Origin of the sequence: Asanoa iriomotensis (assembly GCF_016862515.1) — a bacterium.
GTDB lineage: Bacteria > Actinomycetota > Actinomycetes > Mycobacteriales > Micromonosporaceae > Asanoa > Asanoa iriomotensis.
This window is the reverse complement of record NZ_BONC01000074.1, coordinates 1-21370: the sequence shown is the minus strand read 5'-3', so window position 1 is coordinate 21370 and position 21370 is coordinate 1. Positions and strand designations below refer to the sequence as shown.

Genomic DNA, 21370 nt, shown 5'->3' with positions numbered 1-21370 from the left:
TTTTGCGGGTAGGTCCTGGCTTGCGGGGCGAGGCGCGGGCGGTGAGCGAGCGGTGCTCGCGGGGTCAGTTCGGTCGCATGGGGTCAGGTCGGGAGTCGCGGAGCGGGGCGCGAGCGGTCAGTGAGCGGTGCTCGTGGGGTCAGTTCGGTCGCATGCGGTCGGGTCGGGGCCCGCGGAGCGAGGCACGAGCATGACCGCCGTAGCTGTCACCGTGACCGTTATCCTCGCGGGCGCCGCGCTCCTCGCGCTCGTGCGGGTCGTCCGTGGACCGTCCATCCTGGACCGGGTCGTCGCCACCGACGTGTTGCTCGCGATCATCGTCGCCGCGATCGCGGCGGAGGCAGCCTTCACCGGCGACGCGACGGCGTTGCCGGTGTTGGTTGTCCTGTCGGTGCTGGGCTTCGTCAGCTCGGTCAGCGTCGCCCGGTTCGCCGCCCGGAACGGCAAGTGAGCGCGATCGACGCGGTCGCGTCCGCGTTCATCGTCGCCGGGGCCTTGTTCAGCTTGGCCGCGGGGGTCGCGCTGACCCGGTTCCCGGACATCCTGTCCCGCATGCACGCGGCCACGAAGCCGCAGGTGCTCGGCCTGCTCCTGGTCCTGCTCGGCTGCGCGCTCCGCTTCCGCAACACGGTCGACATCACCACCCTGGTACTGATCGGAGCCTTCCAACTGACCACGGCCCCGGTCGCGGCACACATGGTGGGCCGGGTGGCCTACCGCTCGGGCCTGCAACGACCCGACCTGCTGGTGGTAGACGAGCTGGCCGACCGGGATCGGTGAACTGCCCTCCCGGACCGTGCGGTGATGGGCCGCGTGCCAGGTCACCCCGGAGGCAGGGCCGAACGCCTCCACGACCGCCCTCGGCGTGGGGGGATTCCTCCCGGCGGCCCCGGATGATCGTCACTGGTTGAAGATCTGGCGGCCCGCGTTCACCACGATCATCCGTGGTGGCGTCGCCGTCGCCGGACAGACCCGGCGAGCCCGCTTGTGGCGCCGGGGGCGCGGGCGGGTGCGGCGGGTGGGTTGGCCGCGTTGGTGCCGGGCCTCGGCGACGGTGCGGTCTGCCATCGACCGGATGACTGGCTTGGGGTCGACGTTCTTGAGGTTTGGCTTGCGGGTGGCGCCGGGGGCGCGGGCGGGCGGATCGCGTTGTTACCGGTGCTCGGCGACGGCGCGGTCGGGTCCTTCGACTCCCTGCTGGTCTGCCAACCGGCTCAGGCCGCGGCGGGTTGGGCTGGCTTCATGCCGCCGAAGCGGAACGTCACGTCTGGCATGCGGCGTAGGCAGCGGATCCCCCAGGCCGTGCAGATGGCCACCATCAGGACCGTCAGGGCGCCGCTGAATACCGGGCGGGAGAGGAGGGCAAGGTCCAGGCCCATGTGCAGGAAGCCGATGCTCATTCCCGCGTCGACCAGGCGGCCGAGGCCCCAGAGCGCCGCCGTCTGGATGAACACCCGGCGCAGGCCCGGGTGGGTGTGCAGCTGGGCCGGCAGTGAGACGAAGTCGCGGGCCAGGCGCATGGTGATCGGCCGGCCGAGCAGGGCGCTGCCCAGGAACAGGGCCGCCATGAACACCGAGGCGATCACCGGCTGCACGAAGTAGACCAGTGCGCTCGACAGCGCCAGGGCGACCAGGGCACGGGCGCATAGGGCGCCGGCGCAGACCAGGAGTGTGCCCGGCAGATGACGGCCCGTGAAGAAGCGGATGCTGACCGTGAGCGCACACCACCCCATCACGGACAACAGGGCGGGGAGCAACCCGGCGGTGTGCAGCACGATGTAGAGGAGTCCGGTCGGCACGAGCACCGTCTCCGCGAACAGTCGGGCGGCGCGCACCAGTGCCGGCCGGAGCGCGCCGACCTCTATGACGTGACAGGCTTCGTCTTTACAGAGAGTCATGGTCACCGGGGGGATCGGGGGCATGGAGCCTCACCGTAACCCAGGTTCCCGGGTCCGCGCGACCGCTGGAAGCTGCGGAAATGCTGATAGTCCCCGCTCAGCCGACTTCGAGCCGGGCGATCCGCCCGTCGCGGAGCGTGACCCGCATGTCCCCGGTGCCGTTGAACCGCCGGCTCGTCGCGCGGATCGTCACCACGTAGTCCTCGGCCCCGGACGACGACCAGGACAGAACGTCGAAGTGCATCCCGACGCCGATGTTGTCGGTCCGGTCCCAGTCGCGGGCCCCCGCGTGCCCGTGGAACTCCCGGCTCCCGTCCCGCACGTACGCGTCGTCGGTGAAGGAGGCGACGAACGCCTCCGTGTCACCGGCGTTGGTCGCGTCGATCATGGCCGCGATCGCCGCGGGCGGCGGCTGCTGTTGGGTCATGCGTACACCCTGGCACGCCCCTCAACGCCGCGGGTCGAGTCGCCCGTACGACACGAGGGTCCGCAGGTTTTCCAGCGTGACGATGCCGCGCCATTCGAGGGCCGCCGCCTGGCCGGGCGGTTCCCAGGTGATCGGCCAGCCGCCGTCGTCCTGCTGGTCGCGCTCCAGCCGGTCGAGGTGACCCTGGATGACCTCCTCGGTGAACAGCGCCCGCCACGGGCTGTCGGCCGACGGCGCGATGCTCAGCGGCGTGACCCCGTACTCCGGGTCCGTGGGATCCAACCGGAAATGCGTGGCCGTGGTGAGCGCGTCACGGACCTTGGCCGCCGCGGTCATGGCCCGCTCCCGCTCCGGCGTGTGCGCCAGGAACACCAGGATCTCGCGCAGCGCGTGGGCGTCGGTCGGCAGTTCGGCGGTGTCGATCTGCTTCCAGGACCACGCCGCCGCGGCGGGCAGCCACGGGTGGTCGACGCCGAGTTGGTAGAGCAGCCCGGCCAGCCCGGCGGTCGGGTTGAGGGCGCTCTCGTAGGTCCACTCCGTGAAGTGCACGGCCCGCGGATAGTCCTCGACGACCGGGAACGCCAGCGGCACCGCGGTGCCGATCCCGGCGAGGTAGTCGCACGCTCGCCGCACCGTCGCCAGGTCTGCCACCCCGGCCGTGACCATCGCCTGCAGCGCGCACTCGACGTCGAGCGGCAGGCTGGCCGGGCAGCGCTTGTCGGGCTCCAGCGCGTGGCCGAAGCCGCCGTCGTCGTTGGCGTAGCCGCGCAGCGCGTCGAGCACCCCTTGGCCCGGCGCGCCCTCGAAGCAGGTGGCGAAGAGCCGCCGCTCCAGCAGCCGCCCGTCGCGCATGAGAAAGGTCCGTCCATTAACGAAGCGTTCGTTCATACACCAGACGGTACGGATGGCTGCGCGCGCTCGTCTTGAACGAATCGGACCCCCGCCGTCCACCCCCGGCGCCGGCGGTACGCACCGGCGGCGCGGCAGCCGAGGTAGATCAGGAACGCGATCGTCGTGACGTACGGGCTGATCGGGACCGTGCTGCCCAGCGCGAGCAGGATCCCGCCGACGACCGAGACCGTCGCGAACAGCACGCTCAGCCCCGTGACCAGGCGAGGCGAGGCCGTGACCCGCATCGCGGCGGCCGCAGGTGTGCAGACCACGCTGAGCACGAGGAGCGCGCCGACGATCTGCACCGACATCGCCACCGTCAGGCCGAGCAGCACCATGAACACCGTCGACAGCGCGGCGACCGGGACACCGCGGGCGGCCGCCACCTCCGGGTCGGCGCTGGCGAAGGCGAGCGGGCGCCAGATCACCGCGAGCGCGACCAGGACGACCGCCGAGGTGGCCAGGAGCCACGAGAGCTGCGGGGTGTCGACCGCGACGATCTGCCCGGTCAGCAAACCGAACTTGTTCGCGGACCGTCCCTTGTAGAGGGCGAGGAACAGCACGCCCAGGCCGAGCCCGAACGGCATCAGCACGCCGATCGCGGAGTTGCGGTCACGGGCCCGGCTGCCGAGCAGGCCGATCAGCAGGGCCGCGACGACGGATCCCGTCAGCGAGCCCAGCACCACGTTGGTGCCGAGCAGCAGCGCACCGGACGCGCCGGCGAAGGACAGCTCACTGACACTGTGTACGGCGAACGGCAGGTCCCGCATCATCACGAACGTGCTGACCAGCCCGCCCACGACGCCGAGCACCGCGCCGGCGAGCAGCGAGTTGTGCACGAGCGCGAGCAGCTCGCCGTAGTCGGCGAAGTCAAACATGCGCGGCCTCCGCGGGAAGGCCGGCGACGACGATCCGCCCGTTGACACGCAACACGTCGATGGGTACGTCGTACAGCTCGGACAACGTCGCCGAGGTGAACACCTCCTCGACCGTCCCCGTCCGGAACCGGCCGCGGGCCAGGTAGAGCACCCGGTCCACATAGGGCAGCACCGGGTTGATCTCGTGCGTCACGAACAGCACGGCCGTGCCCTTCTGACGGCGTCGCCGGTCGACGAGCGCCGTCACGGTCTGCTGGCTGCGCAGGTCCAGGGACAGCAGGGGTTCGTCGCAGAGCAGCAGCCGCGGGTCGGCGACCAACGCCTGCGCGATGCGTACCCGCTGCTGCTCGCCGCCCGAAAGCAGGCCGATCGGCAGGTCCGCGAATCCGGCCGCGCCGACCTCGTCGAGGGCTTCCCCGATCAGCTCCGCGCGGCCTGGGCGACGGCCAAGGCCCCAACGGTGTCCGTCGAGGCCCTGACCGACCACGTCGCGCGCCCGCAACGGCGTGAGCGGGTCGATCCGCCGTTGCTGCGGCACGTACCCGATGCTGCGTGGTCCGCCCGTCACCCGCAGCGTGCCGGCACTCAGGCGCCGCAGGCCGAGGATGGCGCGGACCAGGCTGGTCTTGCCCGAGCCGTTGGCGCCGAGGACCGCCACGAACTCGCCCGGTTCGACCCGCAGCGAGAGCCCGGACCACAGCTCGTGCCGGCCGAAGCGCAGGGCGGCGTCGCTGATGTCGAGCACCGTCAGCCCAGCGCCGACCTGATGGCGTCGAGGTTCCCGCTCATCCAGGCCACGTAGTCCTTGCCCGCCGGCAGCGTCTCGGTCACGGGGACGACCCCGACCTGGTTGTCCCTCGCCGCGGCGAGCACCTTCTCGGTCTCGGGCCCAGTGGTCTGCTCGTTATACGCGAGCATCTTCACCTGTTTGCCCGTGAACAGCGCCAGCGTCTCCTGGAGCACGGTGGCCGGGACGTCGGTGCCCTCCTCGATCGCCTCGCTGAACGCCTCGGGCGTCTTGTCGACCAGCCCGCACGCCTCGAGGAGGTAGAGCGGCACGGGTTCGGTGATGGCGACTCCGGCCCCGGTGTGCGCCGCCTTGATCTCGGTCGCGGTGTGCGCCAGGCCGTCCAGCTTCTGCTTGAAGGCGGCGGCGTTGGTGCTGAACGTGGCCGCGCCGCCGGGGTCCGCCGCGGACAGGGCGGTGACGAGCCGGTCGGTGAGCGTGGCCATCGAGGGGAGGTCGTACCAGACGTGCTCGTTGAGCTCCTCGCCGGACTTGCCCGAGATCTCGACGGCGTTGAGCACCGTCGCGTCGGTGTTCGCGGAGGTCAGCATCGTGTCGACGAAGTCGTCGTAGCCGCCGCCGTTCTCGACGACCACGTCCGCGTCGGCGAGGGCGAGTTGGGTGCGGGTGTTCGCCTCGTACGAGTGTGGGTCGGCCGACGGGTCGCTGATGATCGACGTGACCGTGACCCGGTCGCCGGCGATCTGCCGGACGATGTCGCCGTAGACGTTGGTCGAGGCGACCACCGAGGGGCGGTCCGGGTCTGCGGCGGCGTCGCCTTCCGCACTGGCCGAGCCGCACGCCGAGGCGAGCAGGGTGAGAGACAACAGCGTCGCGCCGAGCAAACCAGGCCTCGGCGTCACGGGAGCATTCGCTTAATGGAAATGATGTTCATTCCCGGGACGCTAGGCGACGCCTCCGCCCCGCACAAGACACATGAAAGTGATTTCCATTATGGTTGTCGCATACGCATGCGTGCATGCTCAGCGCGGCGGGCGGCGATCCGCGGCGGCGTAGGAGACCGCGGCGGTCACCGCCGAGACCGCGAGCACCGCCGGCCAGGAACCGATGCGCTTGGCCAGCGGGTGCGACAGGCCGAAGGCGCCGAGGTAGGTCGCCACCAGTGCCCCGGTCACGGCCGGGCTCGTCCGCCGGGCCCACTCCCGGCCGGCCAGCACGCCGCCGGCCGCCAGGACCACGCCGCCGAGCTGTCGGTTGCCGGTCTGACGGGCGACCTGCCACCCGCCGATGAGGGATCCCGCGGTGATCGCGGCGGTCGGAACGCGCATGCGGTGACCGTACACCGCGGGTCGCCGCCGACCGTCCGAAAGCGATTCATGTCGGTCCACAGTGTCCGCGATTTCACCGCGACGGCCGGACGCGCTGGCTAGGCTGGGAGTCATGCCCGGCCAGCAATCCTATGTCGGCTCGCTCGTCGACGGCGACCAGGTGTTCGAGAACGACTTCGGCAGCATCAGGCAACTTGACGCGGGATCACTGCCGATCCTGTCGGGCATGTCCATCAAGCGGATATCGCTGGCCGAGGGCGCGATCCGCGAGCCACAGTGGAACGTCAACGCCAACCAGATCGCGTACGTGTCCAAGGGGACCGTGCTTGTCTCGACGCTCGGCAACGGCGACACCTTCTCGACGTTCGTCGTGCGGACCGGGCAGATGTACCACGTCGAGTCAGGCGCCGTCTACCACATCGAGAACGTCGGCGAGGGCGAGGCCGAGATCATCGCGGCGCTGCGCACAGACCGGCCCGAGCACTTCTCGCTGCAGGACAGCTTCAGCGCGATGACCAACGCGGTGCTCGGCAACACGTACGACCTGCCGTCCTCGGCCTTCGACGCCTTCGACCGGCACCACTCGTCGCAGATCGTGCGCCGTGCGGGCCGGCCACGGATTCCCGACACCGCCGGCCTGCCGAATGCCCGACTGTTCGACGCGGAGGGCCAGGTCGCGCCGCTGTCCTACGAGTACGGCTGGGCGAAGCTGGCCCGCAAGCAGTACTGGGCGGCGTTGGAGGACCTGTCGATGTACTCGCTGGCCGTGCGCGACGACGGCATGCGCGAGCCGCACTGGCATCCGGTCACTGCTGAGCTCGGCTACGTCCACCGTGGACACGCGAGGATGCGGGTGCTCTCGCCGGACGGCAGTCTCGCGGAATACGAGCTTTCACCGGGCCAGGCCTACTTCGTGCCACGCGCGTACCCGCACCACATCGAGACGCTGGGTGAGGACGGCTTCCACTTCCTGATCTTCTTCGACCAGCCGATGCCGGCCGACATCGGCTACCGCGCCACCGCGTCGGCGTTCACCCGGGAAGTGCTCGCGGCCTCCTTCGGCGTGCGCGAGCGCGAACTGCCGCAGTTTCCGCTGACGCCGGTCGATCCGCTGATCGTCAGCCGCAACAATCCGCGCGACCCGGCACGCCCATAACGACCAAAGACGTTCCCGTGCCGGACACCAGCGTGCCGCACAGCGCGCGGATGTGGAACCGCAAGGACACTGCCGAGAACACCCACGAGATCGCAGTTCGTGCCTGCGATCAGCTGGCGCTGTGAGCCCGACCCCACCGAGGCGGCGCTCGACGGGCACGCCGCGGTGACCCGCAAGCCCCTAGCGTTTTCGCACGCGCCCCGTGTCGTACGCCCAGATCGCGATCTCGACCCGGTTCCGGACACCGAGCTTGCCCATCAGGCTCGTGATGTGGGTCTTGACCGTGCTGAGGCTGATGTAGAGCTCGGCTGCGATCTCGGTGTTCGTGCGGCCGCGGGCCACCAGCACGAGCACCTCCTCCTCCCGGTCGGTGAGCGGGTCGACCGGCTGCGGGGCCGGTGCCGACGGCGCGGCGTCCGCGAATGCCCGCAGCAGCCGGGTGGTGACGCTCGGCGCGATCAGCGCGTCACCGCGTGCCGCCGCGTGCACGGCCTGAGTGAGCAGCGCTGTGCCGGCGTCCTTGAGCAGGAACCCGCGGGCGCCCGCGCGCAGCGCCGCGTACACGTACTCGTCGAGGTCGAAGGTCGTGATGACGACGACCGCGAGCGGGTCCGCGACGTCCGGACCGGCGAGGCGGCGCGTGGCCTCGATGCCGTCGAGGACCGGCATGCGGATGTCGAACAGGCACACGTCAGGGCGCAGGCGGCGGGCCAGCTCGACGGCCTGGTCGCCGTCCGCGGCCTCGCCCACGACCTCGATGTCCGGCTGGGCGTTGAGGATCATGGTCAACCCCGTGCGGACGATCTCCTGGTCGTCCGCGACGACCACGCTGGTGGCCATCAGGCTCCGGACCTCGGCAGTGCCACGGCCACCGTCCAGCCTCGGTCGGCGTTGGGTCCCGCCTCGAGCGTGCCGCCGAGCAGCCCCGCCCGCTCGGTCATCCCGACGATCCCGAAGCCGGCGTCGCCGGTTGGTTGGGGCGTGCCGTCGTCGCTCACCCGCAGGCGCACCGCGTCCGCGTCGGCACTGACCCGCACCTCGATGCGGCTCGCGTGGCGGGCGTGCCGGCGGGCATTGGTCACCGACTCCTGCGCCAGCCGGTAGATCGCGGTGCCGATCGTCGACGGGATGCCGTCGAGGTCGCCGCGCAACTCCACGTCGACCACCGGCCCGGGCTGAGGCCCGCCGGCCAGCCGGGCGAGATCGGGAATCCCGGGGCTCGGCGCCAGCGCCGCCGGCTGGGCGTGGCGCAGGCCGTGCACCATCGTGCGCATCTCCGCCAGCGCGCGGGTCGCCTCGCCCTCGATCACCTCGAGGGCCTCGACCGCTGCCTCCGGTCGCGTGGCGGCCGTCGCGATGCCCGCCTGCGCCCGGATCGCCATCGCCGACACGTGGTGCGCGACCGTGTCGTGCAGGTCGCGGGCGAGCCGCTCCCGCTCGCGCAGCTTGGCCTCGTCGAGCCCGCGCACCCAGAGCAGGGCCCGGTAGCGGAAGGCGGCGGCGAGCGCGAATTCGGCGAACATCACCACGACACCGAGTACGGCGTCGGTGAAGCTGAGCTGCCCGGCGGCTGCCGTCACGCCGATCTTGGCCAGCACCACCGCGACGCCGGCCAGTGCCGCCCGGCCGGAGTCCCAGCGGAACAACGCGTACGGGAAGATCAGCACGTAGGCGGCGGCGAAAAGGTAGAACTCGTGGCCCATGAGCACCGGCACGACGGTGGTCGTCGTGAACACGATCGCGACCATGAGCAGCGGCCGGGACCGGCGCCACAGCAGGGCCGGCGCCAGCGCGGCAGCGGTGACCACCACGATCACCGACCGGTCGTCGGCGAGCAGCCCTTCGAGCACGACGGCCGTCACGACCAGGCCGACGAGCAGCCAGTCCCGCCAGCCCCGCGGCGGCGGGTCCGGGACGCGGGGCCACGCCCATAGATCGCGCACGATCAGATGGTACGCACGCCGCACCGCGCAGCGGATTAGCTCAAAGTACGGGCTGCGTCCCAGACCTTTGATCGGTATGACACCGGCCCCCGTTCCGATGGCTCCGACCGCCCGCGCCGCGACCATCGAAAGGGTGAAGTCCTCGAACTGGCTCATCCCCACCGGCCTGGTCCTGCTCGCCGCCGTCCCGGTGGCGGCCGGCAGCCTGCGCCTCGCCGAACTGGCCGGCGGCCCGGCGACGATCGCGGACAGCGACCGGGTCACCTCCGCTCCCGTGGCACTGGCTCTGCACATCGTCAGCGTGACCGTCTTCAGCATCCTCGGCGCGTTCCAGTTCGCGCCCCGGTTCCGCCGCCGCAATCGGGGTTGGCACCGCGCCGCGGGCCGGATTCTCGTCCCTTGTGGACTCACCGCCGCGCTCAGCGGCCTATGGCTGACGCTGTTCCTGCCGCCCGGCACCCACGACTCCGGGGCGTTGGTCGTCATCCGCGTGGTCGTGGTGGCCTGGATGGGCGCGGCGCTGGTCCGCGGCTTCGTCGCCGTGCGGCGACGCGAATTCGCTCGCCACCGCGCCTGGATGATCCGCGGGTACGCGATCGCGATGGGCGCCGGCACCCAGGCGTTCACGAACGCGGCCTGGCTCGCCGCGGTCGGCCCGCTCACCACGACCGGACGGACCGCAACCTTGACCGCCGGCTGGCTGATCAACGTCGTCGTCGCCGAGTGGATCATCCGGCGCCGTCGAGCAGCCGCCGGCCCGCGAGCGCGAGTCGCGCCGGGGTCAGTCCCGTCGGTTCCGTGAGGCCGGATCGTCACCGGCCAGCTTCCCGAGGGCGCCATCCTCGACCTGACCGCGCTCCAGACCGAGTTCGACGTCAGCCTCACCGTGATGCCGAGCGCATTGCCGGCTGCGCTGGTGAGCCGCCCGGCGCCCGGCACGGGCTGTGGTGCGGGGGACAGGGTGCGGGTGCCGCAGGTCGGTGGCGAGGCGCAGGGACCCGCCGCGCGGAGGGGCGCCCACCGCTTCGAGCCCGGCCAATGCCAACACGTTGCCGTTGGGCCGCGGCGCACGCGCGCTCCGCCGGTTTTCGGGGTTGTTTGGAAGGTTCCGTGCAATTGGATTCTGATTGCAAAGGACCTTCCAAAGACCTGGTTAGTGGTTGAGACAGTGCACGTGGGGTAGTCGGCGGGCATGGGGACCATTCGGATCCCGACCGCCGGCGTCACGCTGGACGCGGACGTAACCCTGCCGGCGGACCCGATCGGCGTCGTGGCGTTCGCGCACGGCAGCGGCAGCTCCCGGCACAGCCCACGCAACCGGGCGGTCGCGGCAGGCCTGGGCGAGCGCCGCTTGGGCACGGTGCTGGCCGACCTGCTCACCGCCGAGGAGGATCGGGTCGACACCCGGTTCGACATCGACCTGCTCACCGACCGCATGGTGGGCATCGTCGACTGGCTGGGCCAACACACCGGCGTGCCGGTCGGCCTGTTCGGCGCCAGCACCGGGGCCGCCGCCGCGCTGGTCGCCGCGGCCGAGCGCCCCGCCGAGGTCCGCGCGGTGGTCTCCCGCGGCGGCCGCCCCGACCTGGCCGGGCCTGCTCTGGCGCGGGTCCGCGCGCCGACATTGCTGATCGTGGGGCAGAACGACACCCGCGTGCTGGACCTCAACGAACAGGCCCGCGCGAAGATGACCGCGACGACGGACCTACGCGTCATCCCGGGCGCCACACACCTCTTCGAGGAGCCGGGCGCCCTGGACCTGGTCACCGCCGAAGCCGGGCGCTGGTTCGTGGATTATCTGGTGACTGGCGGCGGGTCAGGGGAGCCGGCAGGCCCGCGCTGAATAGGCGATGGTCGAGGAACCAATTGCCCGCGACCAGGTCGCCGGCGAGGCGCGGCGGTGGCTCGTGGATCACCTGGCTACTGGGCGGCGGGGGCGACCGGAGCCGGCCGGCCCGCGATGAAACAGGGCGGTCGTCGACGAACCGGGTGCGCGCGACCAGGTCACCGGCGAGGCACGGCGGTGGGTCGCCGGCCACCAGACTACTGGCGGCGGGGTGCCACCGGAGCCGACAGGCCCGCGCCGAACAGGCGGTCGTCGATTTCGTTCAGTGACAGTTTCAGGGCGCCCAGCGCGACCGAGTCCGCGCCCAGCGTCGATGCGCGGACCTCCGGCATGCGCAGGCACAGGCGTGACAACTCGGTGCGCAGCGGGTCCAGCACCAGGTCGGCGGACCGCGAGAAGCCGCCGCCGAAGATGACGACCTGCGGGTCCAGGGTGAGGACCAGCGCCGCCGCGCCGACGGCCAGGTCCTTGACGTAGCGGTTGACCGCCGCGCGGGCCGCGCGGTTGCCGTCGCGGGCCGCCGTGAAGACCCAGGCCGCCGCGTCGTCCGGGCTGACCGTGTCGGGGACGCCGGGGCAGTTCTGCAGGTGGGCGGGTGCGTTCAGCCAGCGCACCTGCTTGAGGGCGCCGATCTCGCCCGCGGCGCCGCCGTAGCCGCGGCGCAGGACGCCGTCGATGATGAGGCCGGCGCCGTTGCGCATGCCGGCGAGCAGGTAGACGATGTCGTCCGCGTCGCTGGCCGCGCCCTTCCAGCGTTCCGCGAGGGCCGCGAGCTTGCAGTCGTTCTCCACGATGACCGGGCAGGTGAACCGCGCGCTCAGGTGGGTGGTCAGGTTGACGCCCTTCCAGCCCGGCAGCGGCGTGAAGAAGCTGGTCTGCCCGGCCGCGTCGACGGCGCCGGTGACGCCGACCGTGACCGCCCAGATGTCCGACGGGGTCTTGCCCGCCTTGGCCACGCACGCGTTGACGACCTTGTCGAGCTCGGCGAGACGGGCGGCCGGCCCGGCGTCCGCGGCGACCGACCGGCGTACCGTCTGCACGATGTTGCCGTCGAGGTCGGCCAGCAACGCCAGGATCTTGTGCACGCCCACGTCGACGCCGAGCACGTGGCCCGCGCCCGCCCGGAACTGGTAGCGACGCGCCGGCCGGCCCACGGCACTGCTCGCGCCGGGCTCCAGCACGCTCGCCCAGCCGTCGGTGACCAGGCCCTGCGCGATCACGTCGACCGCGGGGCGGGACAGCCCGGTGCGCTGCGACAGCTCGGTGACGGTGGACGGCGGGTGGTCGCGCAGCGCGCGCACGATGCTCAACGAGTTGAGCTCGCGCAGCCGCGAGAGGTCCGCGCCGGTCGTCGCCAGTTCTGTCACGTTCATCCCTTTTTCTTTACGCTTTGACCTTTACAAAATAGCCTAGGAGATGGGGTACGCCGCCGCCGCGGGCGTGATCGCCGCGGTGAAGTCGGCGATGCGACCGTCGATCGTGTACGCGTACCGCCCCGACCGCGCGATCTCCGGCCGCGCCGACAGGTAACCGGTCATCTCTTCGAGCTCGGTCGGCGTGAGCCACGACGGCGGGTCCGAGATGGCCCGGAACCGGCAGACGTCGGCCAGGTCGCGCAGCCAGGCCAACTGCTGGTCGGTGAGCAGGTTCAGCCGGCTGCGGAAGTAGACGACGTCCGGGTCGACCTCGACCAGCGGCTGGTGCCACAGGCGGTGCACGGCGTTGACGACCGCGTTGCGGGCCATCGCGTCGGACGGGTCGTCGCTGGCGTAGTTCTGCCACATCGGCGCCACGTCGGGCCCGCTGCGCAGGCCGTCGAGGATGCCCAGCGACGGCAGCAGGATCGCGCCGCTGCCGAGCAGGTAGACGTCGTCGCCGGCGACCCGGCGGATCAGCGCGATCGCGTCGCGATAGGACTGTTCCCGCTCGGCACCGTCCAGCCGGGATCCCGGCACGGCACCCGCGTTGATGAAGTCGAGCTTCAGGTACTTGAAACCCCAGTCGTGCACCACCCGCTGAGTCAGCTCGCCGAGGTAGTCCAATGTGTCCGGACGGGACAGGTCGAGGGCGTAGTAGCCGCTGCCCCAGTTGGAACCCGCGATCACCCGCTCACCGCGGGCGTCGCGCAGCAACAGCTCCGGCCGCCGCTGGGAGATCGATGCGCCCGGCAGGGCGATGAACGGCGCCAGCCAGAGCCCGGGTGTCATGCCTGCGTCGGTGATGCGGTCGGCCAGCGCCCGCATCCCGGACGGGAACTTCTGGTTGGGCTGCCAGTCACCGACCAGCTCCTCCCAGCCGTCGTCGACCTGCACGACGTCGAACGGCAGGCCGCGCAAATCGTCGAGGTCCTTGGCGAGCTGTTGCTCGGTGATGGTCTCGTAGTACGCGTACCAGGAGCACCAGACGTTGCCCGCGCGCCGGTCGCTGCTGCCTAGCCGGGCGGCCAGGTGCCGGGTGTAGGCGGCGAACACCTCCTCCTCCGGCCCGTACGCGGCGAACCAGGGCGCGGCACCGCTCTCGTACCAGCCGGCGATCGCGTCGCGGTCGGCGGACAGCCGCGGCACGCCGAGCCCGAGCGCGCCGAGCAGCAGGACGTTGCCGTCGCCGGCGTCGAGCGCGGCCACCGCCGACGAATGGTGCCGGGCCGGGTCGTCCCAGACGTCGTCGTCGGCCGTGACGCGCCGCTGCGGGTTCGCGATGCGCAGCGGCGGCTCGGTCAGCCGCCGCCACCCGCAAGGGCTCCAGGAGTTCTGCCCGTGCCGGTAGAACAGGGCGTCGCCCAGTCCGTGCAGCAGCGCGACGCGGCCCGGTGGCAGGAGCAGGCCCCCGTCGGCTGGCTGCGGGCTGCCGGGGCCGTCGTGTTCGAGGGCGAAGGTGCGTCCGGCGAGCTCGATGAGCAGTGCCATTGTTCTCCTTGGCGGGTAGGGGGATGCGGCGGGGCTTCGTGGCTCCCGCCGCACCCGGTCGAATCGTGGTTGCCTACTTGAACAGGGCGTTGACCTGCTCGTTCGCCTTCTTCAGCGCGGTGGCCGAGTCGGTCTGGCCGAGCACCGCGGACTGGATGGCGTCCTGCACGATCTGGCTGACCTCGCTGCCCTTGTCGGTGATGGGCAGGAAGAACGTGCCGCCGGGCGCCGTCGCCTCGTCGATGAACGGCTGCACGTCCCGGCCCTTGCTCTCGTGCGCGGCGAGCGCCTTCTCGCTGGCGGTCTTGATGGCCGGGAAGACCACCGCGTTGTTCGCGACGATGTCCTGGCAGTCGGTCGAGGCGAGGAACTTGACCCACTTCCAGGCCTCGTCCTTGTGCTCGGTGCCGGACCAGATCGCGTCGGAGAGGCCGTTGATCGCCGACTTGCGGCCCTGCGGGCCGGCCGGCAGCGGCGCGAACGCGAACTTCACCTTCGCGCTGTCACCTAGGTAGCTGTTGATCATCCAGGAGCCGGTGATGGTCATGGCGCCCTTGCCGGCGTTCATCAGCGCGTCGTTCGCCAGCGTCGACTTCTGGTCGAGCGCGGGGCTGTAGCCCTTGGCGATCAGGCCCTTGTACCAGTCGATCACCTGGGCCAGCCGGGGGTCGTCGTACTTGTACTGCGTGCCCCACGGGTTCTTGTCGAGGTAGGTGAAGCCGAGCATGGCGGCGAAGTTGCCCCAGCCGTTCTGGCCCTGGGAGCCGTCCTTCCACTCGGGCAAGAAGCCGAACGTCTTCACCTTGCCCTTGTCGAACGCGGGGTCGAGGCCGTTCTTGCCGTTCGCGTCCACAGTGGCCTTCGCGATCGCCTGCTCGAAGGTGCCGCCGTCGGTCGGGTTCCAGGTCAGGTCCTTGAGCGCGGCCGCGTCGAGGCCCTGCGCCTTCAGGAGGTCGGTGTTGTAGACGACCGCCATCGTGTCCCAGTCCTTCGGCAGGCCGTACCGCTTGCCGTCCTTCTCGAACAGCTCGGCCAGGCCCGCCTGGTACTGCGACAGGTCGACGTTGTCGGCCTTGACGTAGGGCTGCAGGTCCAGGATCTGGCCCGAGGTCACGAACTGCGGGTAGTACGAGCCCTGGTTGGTCCACACGTCGGGCGCCTCGCCGGCGGCGACCTGGGTGGTCAGGTTCTGCCAGTACTGGTCCCACGCCGACTGCGTGATCTTGATGGTGATGTTCGGGTTGTCGGCGTGGAACGCGTCGGCGCAGGCCTGGTAGGACGCCTTCTGGTTGTCGTCCCAGAGCCAGTAGTCCAGGGTGACGGCGTCGCCGCTGGACGCGTCGTCGCCCGACTTCGAGCAGGCGGCCAGCCCGGCCACGACGGCCAGCGACAGCAGTGCTGCCCCGGCACGTGATCTGCGGATCATCTCATCCTCTTCTCTGCGGGGTACGGGGTCACTTGCTTCCGGTGAAGTTCAGGGACTGGACCAGGCGCTTGCCCATGAAGATCAGTAGGATCAGGACGGGCAGGACCGAGAGCGTGGATGCGGCCATCAGGCCAGTCCAGTCGGGTTGCGTGTTGGGCGACTGCTGGAGGAACACGCCGAGCGCGACCGTGACGAGCCGGTTCTCCTCGCTGCGGCCCACCAGCAGCGGCCAGAGGTAGTCCTTCCAGGCCCAGACGATCGTGGTGAGCCCGATGGTGATCAGCGGGCCGCGGCTCATCGGCAGCGCGATGCGCCAGAAGATGCCCCACGGCCCGCTGCCGTCGAGGATCGCCGCCTCCTCCACGTCGCGGGGCAGCGACAGGAAGAACTGGCGGAGGAAGAAGACCGCGAACGGCGTCATCAGGATCGTCGGCGCGACCATGCCGGCCATCGTGTTGATCAGGTCGAGCTCTTTGACGAAGACGAAGTTGGGCAGCAGCGTGAAGATCGGCGGCACCATCAGCGCGCTGATCAGGATGCCGAAGACCAGGTCGCGGCCCGGGAAGCGCAGCCGGGCGAACGCGTAGCCGGCCATCGCGCAGAACAGGGTCTGGAACCCGGCGATCAGCGCGCAGTAGACGATCGAGTTGAGCAGGTAGCGGGCGAAGTCGACGTGCGCGCCGGAGCCGCCGGCGGCGCGAGCCTCGGCCTCGGTGGTCAGGCCTAGCACCCGGGTGAAGTTGACGATCGTCGGGTGGTCGGGGAGCAGGCCGGAGTTGTCGGTGTACATGTCGGCGGCCGGGGTCAGCGCGGTGCGGACCATCCACCAGAACGGGAAGACGCTGGCCACGACGACCACGGCGAGCACGGTCCAGCCGAGCGCGCGGCTGAGAGTGATCCTTTTCCTACGCATGCGTCGGGCCCCCTAAGCCAGATCCGACCGGGACGCGCGCAGCAGGCGCATCTGGATCACGGTGAGCACGCCGAGGATCAGTGCCAGGCAGATCGCCGCCGCCGCGGCGTACCCCAGGTGGAAGAACCTGAAGGCTTCCTCGTAGATGAAGTAGTAGATGGCGCGGGTCGCACCGACCGGGTCGCCCTTGGTGGTCACCGCGATGGTGTCGAAGATCTGGAACGACCCGATCAGCGAGACGACGAGCACCAGCGCCAGCACCGGGCGCAACAGCGGCAGGGTGATGCGGCGGAACATCCGGAACTCGTTGGCGCCGTCGATCGCGGCGCTCTCGTAGAGGTGCTGGGGTATCTGCAGCATCCCGGCGTAGAGCAGCAGCGCCGTGTAGCCGGTGTAGGCCCAGGTGTTGATGGCCGCGATCGACGGCATCGCCCAGGTCGCGTCGGACAGGAAGCCGACCGGGCCCAGGCCCAGCGTGCCGAGCAGGTGGTTGAGGAAGCCGAGGTTGGTGTCCAGCAGCCACATCCACAGCAGGCCGATGGTGACGTTGGGGACCAGCCAGGGCAGCAGCAGCGTCGCGCGCAGCACGACCGACCGGGTCAGCCGGTGCATGAGCGCGGCGAGGCCCAGCGCCAGGATCGTCTGCGACCCGATGTTGAGGAGCACGTACCAGCCGGTGACGAGCAGCGAGTGCCAGAACTCGCTGTCGCGCATCAGCTCGGTGTAGTTCTCCGCGCCGACGTACGACGGAGTGTTGAGCATGGTGTAGTCCGTGACCGAGTACCAGAGGCCGCGCACCGCCGGGTAGCCGTAGAAGACGGTGAAGCCCACCAGCACCGGCAGCAGGAACCACCAGGCCGCGCGACGGTCGTCGCGCCGTTTCGTCGCTCTCATCGATCGCCTCTGATCTTTCTCCCGGGTTGGCTCTTGCCAGCCGGCCCGTTCCCGAATAATGATGTAGTCCTTCGAAATTTTGTCAACACCTCTTCGTATTGCTTCGGAAACGCCGGGGAGGCTGACCAACCGTCATGAGAAGAGCACTCCGCCTGGGCGTGGCCCTGCTGGCGACGCTCGCGATCGCCGCTGCCACACCCGCACCCGCATCCGCCACTAATGGTCCCCAGTGGACTCCGCTGTCCTACGCTCCCGCCCCCGCCGACAACCCCCTCAAAGGCTTCCTGCCGTACGCCGGCAGCTACCAGACGTTCCCGTACAGCATGGAATGGTTCTACCTTTCGCTGCGCGACGTGATGACCGGGCCGCGGCAGTTCCACTGGGAGGCCCTCGAACGCCAGCTCGACGACATCGCGAGCCGTGGGCACCAGGCCGTGTTCCGCTTCTACCTGGACTATCCCGGCAAACCCACCGGCATCCCGCAGTACCTGCTCGACCAGGGCCTGCTCACCCGCCCGTACCCGGACTTCGGCAACAACGGCGTCAGCGTCTCGCCGGACTACGACGACCCGCGGCTGGTCTCCGCGCTCGAGAACTTCATCACCGCCTTCGGCCGGCGGTACGACGGTGACCCGCGGATCGGGTTCGTCACGCTGGGGCTGATCGGCTTCTGGGGCGAGTGGCACACCTGGCCGTACGACGGCTGGACCCAGCCGGAGAACTGGATGCCGGCCACCGGCGTGCTCACCCGGGTCCTCGGCGCCTACGAGCGGTCCTTCGACCGGACCCGGCTGCTCGCCCGCTATCCCAGCCCGGAGAACAAGGACCTCGGCATCGGCTACCACGACGACTCGTTCGCCTTCGAGACCCTGCCCGTGCAGTCCTGGCACTTCGTCCAGCGGCTGATCGACCAGGGCGTGACCGAGAAATGGCGGCAGGAGCCGATCGGCGGCGAGCTGCGCCCGGAGATCCAGTCCTGCCTCTGGGACGAGCCGGTGAGCTGCGGCCAGTACGAGGACTTCGCGTCATCGGTCGCACAGACCCACGCCTCCTGGCTGATCAACCACGCCGCGTTCGCGCCCACGGGCTATACGGGAGCCAACTACGACCGCGCGCTGGCCGCGTCCCGGTCGCTGGGCTACGAGCTGACCGTGACGCAGGCCGCGCTCGCCCGCGACCGCGTGTCGGTCCGCGTCGCCAACCGCGGCGTCGCGCCGTTCTACTACGACTGGCGCACCGAGTTGGCCGCCGTCGACAACCGGGGCCGGGTCGTCCGGCGCTGGCACACACCCTGGACCATGACCGGCATCCAGCCCGGTGCCGACCCGGTGACGTTGTCGAGCCGGATCGACACCCGCGGCCTGCGCGCCGGTCGCTACCAGATCGTCATGCGCGTGGCGAACCCGCTGCGCAACGGCATCCCGTTGCGATTCGCCAACACCAGCCAGGACAACCAGTCCGGCTGGCTCACCCTGGGCGCCGTCACCACCCGCTGACGGCACCCGCGCACCTGTTCCTAACTCCGTCCCGAAGGGAACACGGTCCATGCCATCCGTACGCAAGCTGCTGGCCGCATCCGCGGCCGCACTGACGCTCGTGCTGGTCTCGACCAGCGCGGCCGGGGCCCCGGCGGGCCCACCGTCCCGCCCGCCGGCCGGCCCCGGCCCCGACACCAGCCTGGCCACGCACACCTACGCCTACGCCGACGCGCCGGTCGGCCAGCCGCTCAAGGGCTTCGCGCCCTATCTCTTCCCCGGCGACAACCTGGGCGCCAAGTACCCGGGCGGCCTCGTCTGGAGCTACTTCGCGCTCAACGAGGTGATGAAGGACCCCAACAGCTGTTCGGTCTTCGACTGGAGTGTGTTCGAGAAGGCCCTCGACGAGGCCGCGGTCTGGGGCCGCCAGGTCGCGTTCCGGTTCTACGTCGAGTATCCCGGCGGCAGCGGGACCCACCCGGGCAACGGCATCCCGCCGTGCCTCAACGGCAAGATGGCGTTGCGCACCAACGGCTTCTGGGGCACGGTCAGCCCGGATTACGACGACCCGGACGTGATCGCGGCGCTGACCAGCTTCATCAACGCGTTCGCCGCGCGCTACGACCGAGCCGGTCCCAGCGGCACCGCCGACCCGCGGATCGGCTTCATGACGATGGGCCTGGTCGGGCTCTGGGGCGAGTGGCACACCTGGCCGTACGACCGTGACACGGCGGACGGCTATCCCAACCTGATGCCGACCGACGCCACGATCCGCACGCTGATGGCCGCGTTCGACAACGCGTTCGCCAACGTCCAGCTCGAGGTGCGGTACCCGCTGGCCGGCACCGAGAACGCCAACATCGGTTTCCACGACGACTCCTGGCCCTACAAGGAGTGGCGCGGCAACCAGTTGAAGGGTATGACCCTTCCCGCGTCGATGAACGGCTGGGACGACGCGTTCCTCCAGCTCCAGCTCAACACCGCCACCGAGAACCGGTGGGTGACACAGTCGATCGGCGGCGAGGCCCGGCCGGAGATCCAGGGCAGCCTCTACGCGAACTGGCCCGGGGGCTCCGGGCAGGTCGATGACGTGCTCGCCGCGACCGAGCTCACCCACATCAGCTGGATGATCAACCAGACCGGCGCCGGCGGCTACAGCGTCACCGACCCGAAGGTCTCGGCCGGCGTGCGCAAGATGGGCTACAACCTGCACATCCCGCAGGCCAACTTCAACGCCACGGCCTCGGGTACGTTCAAGGTCGGCGTCACCATGCAGAACAACGGTGTGGCGCCGTTCTACTACCCGTGGACGACCGTGGTCGGCCTGCGCAACGCGGCCGGCACCATCGTGAAGACCTGGGACACGAGCTGGGACCTGCGCCAGGTGCAGCCGCTGCGGATCCGGGCGTTCCCGGACTGGGGTGTGGGCGGCGACCCGACGTACCTCGACTTCGGGCGGCCGGTCAACTTCTCCGCGACGCTGAGCACCGCGGGTGTGCCGGCCGGCAACTACAGCCTGGTGCTGAAGGTGCGCAACCCGCTCGAGGTGGTCACGCCCGAGGTGCTGCGGGCCCGGCCCGCCGCGAGCCGGCTCACCGACTGGATCATCGACCAGTGGCGGCCGGCGCTGCCGCTGTCGTTCGCCAACGCCAACCAGGGCACCGACGGTTGGGTCAACCTCGGCGGCCTCTCCACCACCGGCACCTGCACCGGTGACTGCGCCGCGCCGTCGGCACCGTCTGGTCTGACCGTATCCGGGACTACCAATACGAGCGTCTCGCTGTCCTGGGCTGCGTCCACCGACAACGTGGGGGTCACCGGCTACCAGGTGTTCCGGGACGGCACGCTGGCCGGTTCGCCGACCGGCACGTCGTTCACGGACACCGGGCGCTCGCCGGGACAGACCTACCAGTACCAGGTGCGGGCCGTCGACGCTGCGGGCAACGTGTCGGGGCCGTCGGCGACGGTCTCGGCGACCACGACCGGTTGTGCGGGTGACTGCACGGCGCCGAGCGTGCCGACGTTGTCCTCGACCGGGAAGACCGATACGTCGGTCTCGTTGTCGTGGACGGCGTCGACCGACAACGTGGGTGTGACGGGCTACGAGGTGTTCCGTGGTGCGACGTTGGTGGGCAGTCCGACGGCGACGTCGTTCACGGACAATGGTCTGACCGCGGCCACGGCCTACGGTTATACGGTTCGGGCGCGCGATGCGGCGGGGAACCGGTCGGCGGCGAGCAACACCGTGTCGGTGACGACGGATGCGACGCCGCCACCGCCGACGGGTCTGGTGTTGGACAACTTCGACGGCACGCCGGCGTATCCGTCTTCGGCTCAGAACGATCTGGGCAAGTGGACCGGCGGGAACTGTTTCCTCGACGGCGGTGGTTCCGGGGTTGTGACCGGTGGGGCGTTGAGCCTGCGTTACAACAACTGTGGCTGGTTCGGGTCTGACGTCGGTGTCGACCTGTCGAGCCGGACCTATCTGGTGGTGCGGGTCAAGGGTGCGGTCGGGGGAGAGCAGAGCCACTTCAACCTCGGGCTCGGCGGCTCTACCAAGGTGTTCGGTGACTTTACTTTGGACGGTGGGGCACGTCCGGTGATCACCACGAGCTTCCAGGACATCCGGATTCCCATGGCA

The 21370-nt window shown here is 70.3% G+C and carries 22 protein-coding genes; 7 read left to right on the top strand and 15 right to left on the bottom strand.

The window, feature by feature from the left end; all coding sequences use genetic code 11:
* The first annotated feature begins 190 nt into the window (after positions 1-190).
* On the top strand, positions 191-451 hold the full coding sequence (locus Air01nite_RS34225; protein WP_203707519.1) for an MrpF/PhaF family protein: 261 nt from the start codon (positions 191-193) through the stop codon (positions 449-451).
* The gene (gene mnhG / locus Air01nite_RS34220; protein ID WP_203707518.1) at positions 448-780 is read left to right on the top strand and encodes a monovalent cation/H(+) antiporter subunit G; all 333 of its coding nucleotides are present in this window, start codon (positions 448-450) and stop codon (positions 778-780) included. The genes Air01nite_RS34225 and mnhG overlap by 4 nt, the downstream gene beginning before the upstream one ends.
* Before the next feature lie 120 nt (positions 781-900).
* On the opposite strand, the gene Air01nite_RS34215 is transcribed toward mnhG, so the two are convergent.
* The 8 genes from Air01nite_RS34215 to Air01nite_RS34180 all read right to left on the bottom strand — a co-directional run bounded on the left by Air01nite_RS34215 (position 901) and on the right by Air01nite_RS34180 (position 6170).
* A complete protein-coding gene (locus Air01nite_RS34215; RefSeq protein WP_203707517.1) occupies positions 901-1068 on the bottom strand; it encodes a hypothetical protein in 168 nt (55 codons plus the stop codon).
* 146 nt (positions 1069-1214) lie between these two features.
* The gene (locus Air01nite_RS34210; RefSeq protein ID WP_239091162.1) at positions 1215-1922 is read right to left on the bottom strand and encodes a DUF3159 domain-containing protein; all 708 of its coding nucleotides are present in this window, start codon (positions 1920-1922) and stop codon (positions 1215-1217) included.
* A gap of 73 nt (positions 1923-1995) precedes the next feature.
* On the bottom strand, positions 1996-2325 hold the full coding sequence (locus tag Air01nite_RS34205) for a nuclear transport factor 2 family protein (protein WP_203707516.1): 330 nt from the start codon (positions 2323-2325) through the stop codon (positions 1996-1998).
* 21 nt (positions 2326-2346) lie between these two features.
* Positions 2347-3213: a hypothetical protein gene (locus Air01nite_RS34200; protein ID WP_203707515.1), complete on the bottom strand. Its 867-nt coding sequence runs from the start codon at positions 3211-3213 to the stop codon at positions 2347-2349.
* Positions 3210-4094 carry a metal ABC transporter permease gene (locus Air01nite_RS34195; RefSeq protein ID WP_203707514.1) on the bottom strand — a complete coding sequence of 295 codons (885 nt, stop codon included), beginning with the start codon at positions 4092-4094 and terminating at the stop codon, positions 3210-3212. The genes Air01nite_RS34200 and Air01nite_RS34195 overlap by 4 nt, the downstream gene beginning before the upstream one ends.
* Positions 4087-4839, bottom strand: coding sequence for a metal ABC transporter ATP-binding protein (locus tag Air01nite_RS34190; RefSeq protein WP_239091161.1), 753 nt, complete (start codon positions 4837-4839; stop codon positions 4087-4089). The genes Air01nite_RS34195 and Air01nite_RS34190 overlap by 8 nt, the downstream gene beginning before the upstream one ends.
* A 2-nt stretch (positions 4840-4841) precedes the next feature.
* On the bottom strand, positions 4842-5744 hold the full coding sequence (locus tag Air01nite_RS34185) for a metal ABC transporter solute-binding protein, Zn/Mn family (RefSeq protein WP_203707513.1): 903 nt from the start codon (positions 5742-5744) through the stop codon (positions 4842-4844).
* 120 nt (positions 5745-5864) lie between these two features.
* Positions 5865-6170, bottom strand: coding sequence for a hypothetical protein (locus Air01nite_RS34180; protein ID WP_203707512.1), 306 nt, complete (start codon positions 6168-6170; stop codon positions 5865-5867).
* 112 nt (positions 6171-6282) lie between these two features.
* On the opposite strand from Air01nite_RS34180, the gene Air01nite_RS34175 reads away from it, so the two are divergent.
* Positions 6283-7326: a cupin domain-containing protein gene (locus Air01nite_RS34175; RefSeq protein ID WP_203707511.1), complete on the top strand. Its 1044-nt coding sequence runs from the start codon at positions 6283-6285 to the stop codon at positions 7324-7326.
* Between the two features lie 180 nt (positions 7327-7506).
* Here Air01nite_RS34175 and Air01nite_RS34170 read toward each other — a convergent pair whose 3' ends face one another.
* Complete coding sequence (locus Air01nite_RS34170) at positions 7507-8166, bottom strand: response regulator (RefSeq protein WP_203707510.1); 660 nt, start codon at positions 8164-8166, stop codon at positions 7507-7509.
* Positions 8166-9269, bottom strand: coding sequence for a sensor histidine kinase (locus Air01nite_RS34165; protein ID WP_239091160.1), 1104 nt, complete (start codon positions 9267-9269; stop codon positions 8166-8168). Before Air01nite_RS34165 ends, Air01nite_RS34170 begins: the two co-directional genes overlap by 1 nt.
* Positions 9270-9402: 133 nt before the next feature.
* On the opposite strand from Air01nite_RS34165, the gene Air01nite_RS34160 reads away from it, so the two are divergent.
* Positions 9403-10071, top strand: a complete 669-nt coding sequence (locus tag Air01nite_RS34160; protein WP_239091159.1) for a DUF2306 domain-containing protein — start codon at positions 9403-9405, stop codon at positions 10069-10071.
* Positions 10072-10461: 390 nt separating this feature from the next.
* Positions 10462-11112: a dienelactone hydrolase family protein gene (locus Air01nite_RS34155; protein WP_203707508.1), complete on the top strand. Its 651-nt coding sequence runs from the start codon at positions 10462-10464 to the stop codon at positions 11110-11112.
* 200 nt (positions 11113-11312) lie between these two features.
* Here the strand turns inward: Air01nite_RS34155 and Air01nite_RS34150 are convergent, their stop codons facing one another.
* From Air01nite_RS34150 to Air01nite_RS34130, 5 genes are all read right to left on the bottom strand, one after another.
* Positions 11313-12488 carry an ROK family transcriptional regulator gene (locus Air01nite_RS34150; protein WP_203707507.1) on the bottom strand — a complete coding sequence of 392 codons (1176 nt, stop codon included), beginning with the start codon at positions 12486-12488 and terminating at the stop codon, positions 11313-11315.
* 36 nt (positions 12489-12524) lie between these two features.
* Complete coding sequence (locus Air01nite_RS34145) at positions 12525-14021, bottom strand: glycoside hydrolase family 36 protein (protein ID WP_203707506.1); 1497 nt, start codon at positions 14019-14021, stop codon at positions 12525-12527.
* Positions 14022-14094: 73 nt separating this feature from the next.
* Positions 14095-15447 (bottom strand): ABC transporter substrate-binding protein, encoded by a 1353-nt coding sequence (locus Air01nite_RS34140; RefSeq protein WP_203707505.1) that lies wholly within the window; start codon positions 15445-15447, stop codon positions 14095-14097.
* Between the two features lie 28 nt (positions 15448-15475).
* Positions 15476-16360 carry a carbohydrate ABC transporter permease gene (locus Air01nite_RS34135; protein WP_203707504.1) on the bottom strand — a complete coding sequence of 295 codons (885 nt, stop codon included), beginning with the start codon at positions 16358-16360 and terminating at the stop codon, positions 15476-15478.
* A 12-nt stretch (positions 16361-16372) separates the two neighbouring features.
* Positions 16373-17254, bottom strand: a complete 882-nt coding sequence (locus tag Air01nite_RS34130; RefSeq protein WP_203707503.1) for a carbohydrate ABC transporter permease — start codon at positions 17252-17254, stop codon at positions 16373-16375.
* Positions 17255-17388: 134 nt separating this feature from the next.
* Here Air01nite_RS34130 and Air01nite_RS34125 point away from each other — a divergent pair, with 134 nt between their 5' ends.
* Positions 17389-18750, top strand: coding sequence for a DUF4832 domain-containing protein (locus Air01nite_RS34125; RefSeq protein ID WP_203707502.1), 1362 nt, complete (start codon positions 17389-17391; stop codon positions 18748-18750).
* Between the two features lie 49 nt (positions 18751-18799).
* The coding region (locus Air01nite_RS34120) for a fibronectin type III domain-containing protein (protein ID WP_203707501.1) at positions 18800-21370 on the top strand (2571 nt) is incomplete at its 3' end.